9 protein-coding genes are annotated in these 12,100 nt (G+C 71.5%); 6 read left to right on the plus strand and 3 right to left on the minus strand.

Annotation, left to right across the window (positions count from 1 at the left end; genetic code table 11):
• The first annotated feature begins 90 nt into the window (after positions 1-90).
• Entirely contained in the window at positions 91-957 is an 867-nt protein-coding gene (locus ADK67_RS23885) for an SDR family NAD(P)-dependent oxidoreductase (RefSeq protein WP_053718721.1), read from the plus strand.
• Here the strand turns inward: ADK67_RS23885 and ADK67_RS23890 are convergent.
• Positions 927-1,781, minus strand: a complete 855-nt coding sequence (locus tag ADK67_RS23890) for a transglutaminase-like domain-containing protein (RefSeq protein ID WP_053718722.1) — start codon at positions 1,779-1,781, stop codon at positions 927-929. The two genes, ADK67_RS23885 and ADK67_RS23890, sit on opposite strands and share 31 nt — an antisense overlap.
• Before the next feature lie 57 nt (positions 1,782-1,838).
• On the minus strand, positions 1,839-2,543 hold the full coding sequence (locus ADK67_RS23895) for a class I SAM-dependent methyltransferase (protein WP_053718723.1): 705 nt from the start codon (positions 2,541-2,543) through the stop codon (positions 1,839-1,841).
• A gap of 258 nt (positions 2,544-2,801) precedes the next feature.
• Here ADK67_RS23895 and ADK67_RS23900 point away from each other — a divergent pair, with 258 nt between their 5' ends.
• Complete coding sequence (locus ADK67_RS23900; RefSeq protein ID WP_053718724.1) at positions 2,802-4,466, plus strand: peroxidase family protein; 1,665 nt, start codon at positions 2,802-2,804, stop codon at positions 4,464-4,466.
• Between the two features lie 63 nt (positions 4,467-4,529).
• Here ADK67_RS23900 and ADK67_RS23905 read toward each other — a convergent pair whose 3' ends face one another.
• Positions 4,530-5,222: a FadR/GntR family transcriptional regulator gene (locus ADK67_RS23905; RefSeq protein WP_053718725.1), complete on the minus strand. Its 693-nt coding sequence runs from the start codon at positions 5,220-5,222 to the stop codon at positions 4,530-4,532.
• A 70-nt stretch (positions 5,223-5,292) separates the two neighbouring features.
• Between ADK67_RS23905 and ADK67_RS23910 the strand changes: the two genes are divergently transcribed.
• The 4 genes from ADK67_RS23910 (at position 5,293) to metH (ending at position 12,019) form a co-directional block, all read left to right on the plus strand.
• Positions 5,293-6,021 (plus strand): (Fe-S)-binding protein, encoded by a 729-nt coding sequence (locus tag ADK67_RS23910; RefSeq protein WP_053718726.1) that lies wholly within the window; start codon positions 5,293-5,295, stop codon positions 6,019-6,021.
• Positions 6,018-7,415, plus strand: coding sequence for a LutB/LldF family L-lactate oxidation iron-sulfur protein (locus ADK67_RS23915; RefSeq protein WP_053718727.1), 1,398 nt, complete (start codon positions 6,018-6,020; stop codon positions 7,413-7,415). Before ADK67_RS23910 ends, ADK67_RS23915 begins: the two co-directional genes overlap by 4 nt.
• Before the next feature lie 497 nt (positions 7,416-7,912).
• A complete protein-coding gene (locus tag ADK67_RS52690; protein ID WP_269436024.1) occupies positions 7,913-8,269 on the plus strand; it encodes a LutC/YkgG family protein in 357 nt (118 codons plus the stop codon).
• A gap of 162 nt (positions 8,270-8,431) precedes the next feature.
• On the plus strand, positions 8,432-12,019 hold the full coding sequence (gene metH / locus ADK67_RS23925) for a methionine synthase (RefSeq protein WP_197289591.1): 3,588 nt from the start codon (positions 8,432-8,434) through the stop codon (positions 12,017-12,019).
• Positions 12,020-12,100 lie beyond the last annotated feature (81 nt).

The following is a 12,100-nucleotide window of genomic DNA, read 5'->3' on the forward strand; positions in this document are numbered from 1 at the left end:
GGGCGGGTCGATGTCGGGTGCGTGAAGGTGAGCCCGAGGCGTGCGCGGCGGGCCAGAATGGTGAGGAACGTCGACGTTCGAGGAGGCCGCATGTCCCAGCTCTCGCCCTACCGGTTCGCGGGTGGCACGGCGGTGGTGACCGGGGCGGCCAGTGGGATCGGCGAGCACCTCGCGTACGGGTTGGCGCGGCGCGGCAGTGGGCTCGTGTTGATCGACCGGGACGCCGAACGGCTCGCGGCGGTGGCCGGGAAGATCCGGGGCGTCCAGGTCGAGACGGTCGTGGCCGATCTGGCGGACATCGCAGGGCTGGACGGGCTCGCGGCGCGCGTGCTGGCCGCCAACCCGAGGATCACGCTGCTGGTGAACAACGCGGGCGTGGCGTTGGGTGGCACGTTCGACCAGGTCGGCGCCGACGAGTTCGACTGGGTCATGGACGTCAACTTCCGCGCGCCCGTCGCGTTGACCCGGCTGTTCCTGCCGACGTTGCTGGCGACCCCCGGTAGCCACGTGGTCAACGTGTCCAGCCTCTTCGGGCTCATCGCGCCACCCGGTCAGACCGCGTATTCCGCCAGCAAGTTCGCCCTGCGCGGGTTCAGCGAGTCGTTGCGCCACGAACTGGCGGACCGCGCCGTGGGCGTGACCTGCGTCCACCCGGGCGGCATCCGCACCAGGATCGCGGAGTCCGCGCGGGTGGCGGCCGGGGTCGACGCGGCGGAGGCGGCGCGGGGCAAGGAGAGCTTCGCGAAGCTCCTCACCTATCCCCCGGACAAGGCGGCCGAGCGGATCCTGGCCGGTGTGGCGAAGCGCAAGGGCCGGGTGCTGATCGCGTGGACCGCCGTGGTGCCCGACCTCCTGGCCCGTCTCTTCCCCACCTCGCACCTGGCCGTGATGAACCGCCTCAGCCCGGCCGCCGCCCGCACCTCGGGTCAGCGCAACACGACCTCCACCGGCACCTGAGTCACCTGGTCGAACGACGTGATCACCGGCGACACGCGGTAGGCGTCGGTGTCGAAGAGGGCCCGCAGGTCGACGTGAGGGTCCTGCATCGACGCGGCCAGCTCGTCGGCCGCCGCAACGTCCTCTTCGGACAGTTCCGGCGCGTCGCTCAACCCGCCCCACAGGTCCCAGAGGATCATCTCGTGCTTGTTCAACGACGCGAGGTCCTGCACGAGGTCGTGCCGCACCTGGGTCAGGCCGCGCGTGCCGGGGATGGTCAGCTCCGGTGACACCACGAACCGCTCGGGGTCGATCGCGCCCGACCGGCACGCCCGCCACGCGTCCGCGCCCACCAGGAACCGGTCCCTCGGCACGTCCATCAGGTCGACGCTGCCGTCCAGGAACTGCGGGTCGACCAACCGCCACCGCCTCCCGTCCCACACCTCGGCGACCACGTGGTCCATGTACCAGTCGGGCGAGAGGTACCCGGCGAACCCGACCCGCGACCGCGCCGGGATCCCGTGGTGCCGCGCCATCGACACGAACAGCAGCGTGAAGTCGCGGCAGCAGCCCACGATCCGCTCGGTCGGCGCACGCTCCTCCGCCAACGGCGCGGGGTTGAGCGCGCGCAGCCGGGCGAACATGTCCGCCGCGTACCGCAGGTCGACCTCCGCCAGCCGTTCCGCCGGGAACCCGTGGTCGGTGATGTCCCCGTTGCCCCAGAAGTGGAACACCAGCCCGGACGCGACCCGCCGCAGCTCGGCCAGGTCCGGTCCGACGCCGGCCAACCACTCACCCGCCGGACCGGGATCGGTGAACCGGCTGTGCGTGGCGTAGTCGATCATGTGTGGCTCCCCTCGCCCTGTGTGCCGCCCTGTCTAACCCCTACCCCAGGGGCACGGTCAAGCGGTCACGGTGAACAGCACGTAGCCGTAGCTCAGCTCCCGCCGGCCGGGGTTCGCGCGGACCCAGCCGTCCACCACGTCGCCGGGGAACTCGATGCGCAGCACGGCTTCCAGCTCCGCCGCGTCACGGCAGCGCCACGACGCCATCACCTCGGTGCGCTCGGCGCCCCGTTCGCGCCACCACGCGTCGGTCGTGTCGGCGGTCCACTGCGCCGACGCCCACGGTGAGGCGGTGAGCAGGTCGGCGAACTCACCGCGCCGCCCGTCGTTGTCGATCACGACGAGCGTGCCGCCGGGCCGCAGCACGCGCCGCACCTCGGCGAGACCGGCGTCGCAGCCGGGCGGGAAGAAGTAGGCGAACCGGGCGTGCACGACGTCCACGCTCGCGTCGGCCAACGGGATGTGCTCCGCCGAACCGTGCCGCACCGTCCCCCGCTCCGCCGCCCTGACCAGCAGGTCCGGATCGGGCTCGACCCCGATCGCCTCGGCCGCGTCCACCGCGTAGCGGGGCAGCCAGAACCCCGTGCCGCAGCCCAGGTCCAGCACCGTGCGCCCAGCCCAGTCGGCCCGCTCGCGCAACGCCCGCCACAACCGCCCGTCGGGGTCGATCGCCTCGTTCTCGCGCTCGTAGACGTCGGGGTGGTCGGCGATGTTGGGCGCGCGGTGGAAGTCGGAGAACACCCCGTCACGGTAGAGGGTCACGCCGGGAAACCCCGGGCCTGGCGGTGGGCGGCGGTGTGACGGTCATGACGAAACCGCGGTGGCGTGGGATTCACAGGTTTCCACAGGAAGCGGTGGACCTGCGGGTTGCCCGCCCACTTGGACTAGTGCGACCGGACCAGTGGAATGGGCCGCGTATCTGATCGACAAATGCTGGTACATGTGTTGGTGAGGGCGGCCACAGGGGGTGCGTTCGTCCCACCCGGGATTCCCGGGCGTACCAAATGACGTGGGGGATCGATGAAACAGCACGGCACGAACAGCTTCTTCGTCGTGGGCGAAGGAGTGCTCGAGTTCGACCGCGACGGCACGGCGACGACCCGTGCGCCGCTCACCGTCGAGGAGTTACGGCGGTTCCGGTTCTCCCGCTTGGGTCCTGAGGGGACTCCGCTGGACGAGGAGACCAGGATCGCGTTGGCCACCGCCATGACCGCGGACGTGCCGCAGCCCGACTCCGCGGACCCGTCGATCCCGGCGGGTTTCACCTACCTCGGCCAGTTCGTCGACCACGACCTGACCATGGACCGCACCGAGTCGCAGCTCGGCGAGGACGTCACGCTCGACGAGCTGGTGCAGGGCCGCTCGCCCGCGCTGGACCTCGACTCGGTGTACGGGCGCGGTCCCCAGGACCGCACCGACCGCATCTTCTACGCCGCGGACGGCGTGAAGCTGAAGGTGGGCAGCACCTCGCCGGTGCCGTTCCCGGACGAACGGGTCAACGTCGCGTTGGAGGGGTTCGACCTGCCGAGGTTCGGCGCGGCGGGCACGACCGGGGCGGACCGGCGCAGGCCGCTGATCCCGGACAGCCGCAACGACGAGAACCTGGCCGTCGCCCAGACCCACCTGGCGTTCATCAGGTTCCACAACCGGGTCGTGGACGAGCTGGCGTTGCGCGGGCTGACCGGGCCGCGGCTGTTCACCGCGGCACGCGAGCAGGTGGTGCGCCACTACCAGTGGATGCTGCGCACCGACTTCCTGCCGCGGATCGTGGACCCGGCGATCGTGGACGACGTGTTCGCCAACGGTCGGCGGTTCTTCGAGGCGCCGGGCCGGGGCCGGTCGCCGCACGGGCTCCAGCCCACCATGCCGCTGGAGTTCTCGGTGGCGGCGTACCGGTTGGGCCACAGCATGATCCGGGGCGCGTACCAGTGGAACCGGGTGTTCAACTCGGACGGGCCGGGCGGCGCGGCCACCCTGTTCCTGCTGTTCGTCTTCACCGGCACGTCCGGCAACTTCGACCCGGGATCGACGCTGCCGGACCTGGACAACCCCAACTCGGGCACGGTCGACACGCTGCCCACCAACTGGATCGCCGACTTCCGCAGGCTGTTCGACTTCACCGAGGCCGACCGGCCGGACCTCGCGCCGCCGACGGCCGACGGCGGGAACGTCACCAAGCGGGTCGACAGCCTGCTGGTGAACCCGTTGACCCAGCTCCCGGCGGGCACGTTCGCCGGGCGCGGCACCACGTTCCCGGAGATCGAGCGCAACCTGGCGTTCCGCAACCTGACCCGGGCGAACATGGTCCGGCTGGCCAGCGGGCAGCAGCTGGCGGAGTTCTTCGGCGTGGAGCCGTTGACCGACGAGCAGATCCTGGTCGGCGACGGGGGCGTCACGTTGGACGCGCTGACCGACGCGCAGAAGGCCGCGGTGACCGTCGCGACCCCGTTGTGGTTGTACGTGCTGCGGGAGGCGGAGTTCAACCACGGCAGGCTCGGGCCGGTGGGCGGCCGGATCGTGGCCGAGGTGTTCCACCGCGCCATCGAGGGCAGCCGCACGTCGATCGTCCGCGAACCGTCGTGGCGGCCGGCGTTCGGACCGGACGCGCAGACGTTCCGGATGACGGACCTGCTGCTGTTCGCGTTCGAGGGCAAGGCGGACCTGCTCAACCCGCTCGGCGACTGACGTTCGCCCGCGACCGGTCCCTCTCGAAGGCCGGGGACCGGTCGCGCGGCCAACGCCCACCGCTCACGCGTGGCGGACCCACTCGCGGTGGAAGCCCTCGACGTGGCGGGTGACCCTGGTGGCGGCCAGCTCGCCGTCGCCCGCCTGGACGGCGCGCAGGATCGACCGGTGCTCGCGGCGCAGCCGCACGGCGGTCCGCGACCAGTCCGGCAACGCCTGCACGGCGTCCAGCACGGTCCGGTGGATCGCGTCGCGCAGCGCCGCCATGATCGCGGTGTTCACGGCGTTGCCCGCGGCGGCGGTGAGGGCGACGTGGAAGTCGGCGTCGAGCTGGTGGAACGCGTCCGCGTCCAGGTCCGGCGCGTCCATCCTGGTCAGCAGCTCGGCGGCCCGGACGAGGTCGGGGTGGTCGGGCCGGACCGCGGCCGCGCGCACGGAGTGGCTCTCGATCATCACCCTGGTGCCGACGAGGTCGGCCATCGGCAGCCGGCGCGTGGCCAGGTGCAGGCGCAGGGCCGCGCCGAGCCCGCCCGCCGGATCGGCGATGACGGTGGTGCCGGCGTCCGGTCCCGAGCCGACGCCGCTGCGCACCACGCCCATGGCCTGCAGCACCCGGATCGCCTCGCGCACGGTGGCGCGGCTGACACCGAGGTCCTCGGCCAGCTTCCGCTCGGCGGGCAGCTGCTGCCCCACGCCGAGCCGGCCCGCGCTCAGCTCCGCCTCGACGTGCCGCAGCACCTCGCCGTACCCGGACAAGGGAACACCTCCGCACTGTGGTCTGACCACAGCCTGGTGTGGTCAGACCACAGAGTCTAGACTCACCGCGGTGAGAGTCGCGCTGTTCGTCACGTGCCTGGTCGACGGTCTGTTCCCGGACGTCGGCAAGGCCACCGTCCGGCTGCTGGAACGGCTCGGCCACCAGGTGGTCGTCCCGTCCGCCCAGACCTGCTGCGGCCAGATGCACATCAACACCGGCTACCCCGGCCAGGCGATGCCGGTGATCCGCAACCACGTCGAGGCGTTCGAGGGCGCCGACGTGATCGTCGCGCCCTCCGGGTCGTGCGCGGGATCGGTGCGCCACCAGCACGCCGACGTGGCCCGCAAGCACGGTGACGCGAAGCTGGCCGAGGCCGCCGCGGACACCGCCGCGCGCACGTACGAGCTGTCGGAGTTCCTGGTGGACGTCCTGGGCGTCACCGACGTGGGCGCGTACTTCCCGCACCGGGTCACCTACCACCCGACGTGCCACTCGCTGCGCGTGCTGAAGGTGGGCGACCGACCGTTGCGGCTGCTCCGCGCCGTGGAGGGCATCGACCTGGTCGAGCTGCCGTCCGCCGAGACGTGCTGCGGGTTCGGCGGCACGTTCGCGGTGAAGAACTCCGACACCTCCACCGCGATGCTCGGCGACAAGATGAGCGCGGTGCTGAGCACGAAGGCCGGTGTGCTCACGGCGGGCGACTCGTCGTGCCTGATGCACATCGGCGGCGGCCTGAGCAGGCTGCGCAGCGGCGTCCGACCGCTGCACCTCGCCCAGATCCTGGAGCACACGCGATGACGACGTTCCTGGGCATGCCCGCCGGCGGCGGGAACCTGACCGGCGAGCCGTTCCCCAAGGCGGCGCGCGAGGCCCTCGGCAACGCCCAGTTGCGCCGCAACCTGGCCAAGGCGACCGGCACGATCCGGGCGAAGCGGGCGAACGTCGTCGGCGAGCTGCCGGACTGGGAGCCCCTGCGCGCGGCGGGCGCGGCGATCAAGGACGAGGTGCTGGCGAACCTGGACGAGTACCTCGTGCGGTTCGAGGAGGCGTTGACCAGCCGCGGCACGCACGTGCACTGGGCGCGTGACGCCGACGAGGCCAACCGCGTCATCTCCGACCTGGTGCGGGCGACCGGCACGCGCGAGGTGATCAAGGTCAAGTCGATGGCCACGGTCGAGATCGGGCTGAACGAGGCCTTGGCCGACATCGGCGTGCACGCGGTGGAGACGGACCTCGCCGAGCTGATCGTCCAGCTGGGCAACGACAAGTCGAGCCACATCCTGGTGCCCGCGATCCACCGCAACCGGTCGGAGATCCGGGAGATCTTCCGGCGCGAGATGCCGGGCGTGGACCCGGAGCTGACCGACGACCCGCGGGCGTTGGCGGAGGCGGCGCGCAGGCACCTGCGGCACAAGTTCATGACGGTGGACGTGGCCATCTCCGGCGCGAACTTCGGCGTGGCCGAGACCGGGTCGCTGGTGGTGGTTGAGTCCGAGGGCAACGGCCGGATGTGCCTGACGCTGCCGCGCACGCTGATCAGCGTGGTCGGCATCGAGAAGCTGGTGCCGTCGTGGCGCGACCTCGAGGTGTTCCTGCAGTTGCTGCCGCGGTCGTCGACCGGTGAGCGGATGAACCCGTACACGTCCGTGTGGACGGGGCCGACCGAGGGGCAGACCAGCCACGTGGTGCTGGTGGACAACGGCCGCACGGCCACGCTCGCCGACCCGGACGGGCGGGCGGCGTTGCGCTGCATCCGGTGCTCGGCGTGCTTGAACTCGTGCCCGGTGTACGAGCGCACCGGCGGGCACGCGTACGGCTCGACGTACCCCGGTCCGATCGGCGCGGTGCTGTCGCCGCAGCTGACCGGCGTCGACCGCAACCCGACGCTGCCGTTCGCGTCGTCGCTGTGCGGTGTCTGCTACGACGTGTGCCCGGTGGCGATCGACATCCCGTCGATGCTGGTGCACTTGCGGGAGCGGGTCACGTCGTCGAAGCGGACCACGCCGGAGTCGACGGCGATGCGGGCGTTGGCGTGGGCGATGTCGGACGCGCGGCGGTGGCGTCGGCTGGTGCGGTTGGGCAAGTTCGGGCGGGTGGCGAGCCGGCACGTGCCGCTGCCGGGCTGGTCGACGGCCCGCGACCTGCCACAACCGCCTCAGGAGACGTTCCGCGACTGGTGGGAGTCACGTTGAGTGCTCGTGACGAGGTCTTGGCGAGGGTGCGACGGGCGAAGGGCCCGCGTGAGGTCCCGCCGGTGCCGCGCGACTACCGGGCGGCGGGCACGCGGGGGCCGGGTGACCTGGAACTGTTCACCGAACGCCTCCGCGACTACCGCGCGCTGGTTCGCGTGGTGGCGGCCGACGAGGTGGCCGACGCGGTCGCCGCGGCGCTGCGTGACCGGGGCGCGCGCCACGTCGTGACGGCACCCGGCGTTCCGCCCGAGTGGACGGCGGGGTGGGCGAGATCCGGGGCTGAACCGGCCGGCGGGCCGGGGGCGGGATCGGCCGCCGGGCCGGGCGACGAACCGGCGACCGGATCCCAGGCGGAACCTACCGGACCAGCGGCGGAACCGGCGGCTGAACCCGCGGCGGGACCGGCGACCGGATCAGGTGCCGAACCAGGCGGACCAGGGTCGGAACCGGGTGGGGCGGGGTCGGAGCACGCGGAATTGTCGGACCCCGTCGGTAGAATCGAATCAAGGGTTCCCCTTGGCGGGGACGCTCGCGAAGCGCTTCGCGGGATCGTCGAAGCCGCCGACGCGGTGGTCACGGCCTGTCACGTGGCGGTCGCGGAAACCGGCACGATCGTGCTCGACCACGACGCCGCCGACCAAGGCCCCCGAGCCCTCACCCTCGTGCCGGACTACCACCTGGTGGTCGTGCGGGCCGACCAGGTGGTGGCGGGCGTGCCGGACGCGGTGGCGGCGTTGGTCGGGGTGCGCACCCAGACGTGGATCAGCGGACCGTCCGCGACCAGCGACATCGAGCTGGAACGCGTCGAAGGCGTGCACGGTCCGCGCACGCTGGAGGTCGTGATCACGCGCTGAATCCCGTCACCGCCGTCTCACCCTTTGGGCGGGTCCGCCCACGATCGCGTGGTTCGCTAGGATCGGACTCCCGATCGAGAGGCGCTGCAACGGGCGACGAGCCCGCCACGCTCGGCCGGGGCTCGACGATCCGAAGGGCGCCTCCCAAACCTGGGAGGCCGCGTGTCGGAAAACGCCCTGCGAGAGCTGCTGGACCAGCGCGTCGCGGTGCTGGACGGCGCCTGGGGCACGATGCTCCAAGCCGCCGGGCTCACCCCGGCCGACTACCGCGGCGACCTGCTCGGCGACCACACGCACGACGTCACCGGCGACCCGGACCTGCTCAACCTGACCAGGCCGGACGTCATCCTCGACGTCCACCGGCAGTACCTGGCCGCGGGCGCGGACATCACGACGACGAACACGTTCACCGCGACGAGCATCGCGCAGGCCGACTACGGCCTGGAGAACCTGGTCCGCGAGATGAACCTGCGCGGCGCGCAGCTCGCCCGCCAGGCCGCCGACGAGGCGGGCGGCCGGTTCGTGGCCGGTTCCGTCGGCCCGCTCAACGTCACCCTGTCCCTGTCGCCGCGGGTCGAGGACCCGGCGTACCGGACGGTGTCGTTCGACCGGGTCAAGGACGCCTACGCGGAGCAGATCAGCGCGCTCGCCGAGGGCGGTGTCGACCTGCTGCTCATCGAGACGATCTTCGACACGCTCAACGCGAAGGCCGCCGTCGCCGCGGCCCGCGAGGTCGCGCCGCACCTGCCGCTGTGGATCTCGGTCACGATCGTGGACCTGAGCGGGCGGACGCTGTCCGGGCAGACCGTCGAGGCGTTCTGGAACTCCGTCGCGCACGCGAAGCCGCTGATCGTGGGCGTGAACTGCTCACTGGGCGCGGCCGAGATGCGACCGCACGTCACCGAGATGTCCCGGATCGCCGGCACCTACACCGCGAGCCACCCCAACGCCGGGCTGCCCAACGCGTTCGGCGGCTACGACCAGACCCCGGACGAGACCGCCGCGCTGCTGCACGGTTTCGCCTCGGAGGGCGTGGTCAACATCGTCGGCGGCTGCTGCGGCACGACGCCCGAGCACATCGCGCAGGTCGCGGCGGCGGTCAAGGACCTGCCGCCGCGGTCGGTGGCGCGGGTGCCGGACCGGACCAGGTTCAGCGGTCTGGAGCCGTTCGAGATCAGCGCGGACACCGGGTTCGTGATGATCGGCGAGCGCACCAACGTGACCGGTTCGGCGAAGTTCCGCCGGCTGGTCGAGAGCGACAACTACCAGGCGGCGGTGGACGTCGCGCTGGAGCAGGTGCGCGGCGGCGCGAACCTGCTGGACGTGAACATGGACGCCGACCTGCTCGACAGCGAGCGGGCGATGACCACGTTCCTCAACCTGGTCGCCACCGAGCCGGAGATCGCCCGCGTCCCGATCATGATCGACAGCTCGCGGTGGAGCGTGCTGGAGGCCGGGCTGAAGTGCGTGCAGGGCAAGGGCGTGGTCAACTCGATCAGCCTGAAGGAGGGCGAGGAGTCGTTCCTGGCCCAGGCCCGCCGCATCCGCGACTTCGGCGCGGGCGTGGTGGTGATGGCGTTCGACGAGCTGGGCCAGGCCGACACCGCCGAGCGCAAGGTCGAGATCTGCGGTCGCGCGTACGACCTGTTGACGCAGAAGGCGGACTTCCCGGCCGAGGACATCATCTTCGACCCGAACGTGCTCGCGGTCGCGACCGGCATCTCCGAGCACAACGGGTACGCCAAGGCGTTCCTGGACGCGATCCCGCTGATCAAGCAGCGCTGTCCGGGCGTGCGGATCAGCGGCGGCATCTCGAACCTGTCGTTCTCGTTCCGCGGCAACGACACCGTGCGTGAGGCGATGCACTCGTCGTTCCTGTACCACGGTGTGCGCGCGGGCCTGGACATGGGCATCGTCAACGCCGGTCAGCTCGCGGTCTACGAGGACATCCCCAAGGACCTGCTGGAACTGGTCGAGGACGTGCTGTTCGACCGCCGCCCGGACGCCACGGACCGGCTGGTGTCGTTCGCCGAGTCGGTGGCGAGCAAGGGCACCAAGCGGGTGATCGACCTGGCGTGGCGCGAGGGCCCGGTGGCGAAGCGGCTGGAGCACGCGCTGGTGCACGGCATCGTCGACTTCATCATCGAGGACACCGAAGAGGCCCGGTTGGAGGCCGCGCGTCCGCTGGACGTGATCGAGGGTCCGCTGATGGACGGCATGAAGGTCGTCGGCGACCTGTTCGGCGCGGGCAAGATGTTCCTGCCGCAGGTGGTGAAGAGCGCGCGGGTGATGAAGCGCGCGGTCGCGCACCTGGAGCCGTACATGGACGCGGAGAAGGAAGCCTCCGGCTCCACCCGCGGCAACGGCAAGGTCGTGCTGGCCACGGTGAAGGGCGACGTGCACGACATCGGCAAGAACATCGTCGGCGTGGTGCTGGGCTGCAACAACTACGACGTGGTCGACCTGGGCGTGATGGTGCCCGCGGCGAAGATCCTGGACACCGCGATCGCCGAGGGCGCGGACGCGGTCGGCCTGTCCGGGCTGATCACGCCGTCGCTGGACGAGATGGTGTCGGTGGCGGCGGAGATGCAGCGGCGCGGGATGAAGCTGCCGCTGCTGATCGGCGGCGCGACGACGTCCCGCCAGCACACGGCGGTGCGGATCGCGCCGGTGTACGACCAGACCACGGTGCACGTGCTGGACGCGTCACGGGTGGCGGGCGTGGTGTCGGCGCTGCTGGACGACGAGCGCGCCGAGGAGCTGGCAGTGGCGACGCGGGTCGAGCAGCAGCGGTTGCGCGAGGAGCACGAGAACCGGCAGAGCACGCCGTTGCTGACGGTGGAGCAGGCGCGGGCGAACGCCGAGGCGGTGTCGTTCGAGGAGCTGCCGACGCCCGCGTTCACCGGGCTGCGGGTCGTCGAGCCGTCGCTCGCCGAGCTGCGGGCGATGATCGACTGGACGTTCTTCTTCCTGGCGTGGGAGCTCAAGGGCAAGTACCCGAAGATCCTGCAGACCAACCCGGCGGCACAGGAGCTGTTCGACGACGCGAACGCGATGCTCGACCAGATCATCGCGGACGGTTCGTTGCAGGCGAAGGGCGTGTACGGCTTCTGGCCCGCGCAATCCGAGGGCGACGACATCGTGGTGGACGGGCGGCGGCTGCCGATGCTGCGCCAGCAGACGCAGAAGCCGGCGAGCAGGCCGAACCGGAGCCTGGCCGACTACATCGCGCCCGCGGGCGACCACCTGGGCGGGTTCGCGGTGGCCATCCACGGCGCCGAGGAGCTGTCCGCGCGGTACGAGCGGGAGCAGGACGACTACAAGTCGATCATGGTGAAGGCGTTGGCGGACCGGCTGGCCGAGGCGTTCGCCGAGCACGTCCACCTCCAGGCGCGGCGGGACTGGTTCGAGCCGGACGCCGACCCGGCGTTGGAGGACCTGCACGCCGAGCGGTTCCGCGGCATCCGGCCCGCGTTCGGCTACCCGGCCAGCCCCGACCACAGCGAGAAGGCGGACCTGTTCGCGATGCTGGAGGCCGAGCGGGTCGGTCTGGCGTTGACGGACTCGTTCGCGATGACGCCGGCGGCGGCGGTGAGCGGGGTGATCTTCGCGCACCCGGAGGCCCGCTACTTCACCGTGGGCCGGATCGGCCGCGACCAGGTGGTCGACTACGCGCGCCGGCGCGGCATGCCGGTGGCGGAGGTCGAGCGCTGGCTCCGGCCGAACCTGGCTTACGAGCCGGGCGCCTGACCGGTCGCGCGAATGCGCGGATAAAGGATCAACAGTCCCTCGTCGGCGTGTCGCCGCATTCACACTGACGAGGGACTGCGA

Origin of the sequence: Saccharothrix sp. NRRL B-16348, from assembly GCF_001280085.1 — a bacterium.
Lineage (GTDB): Bacteria > Actinomycetota > Actinomycetes > Mycobacteriales > Pseudonocardiaceae > Actinosynnema.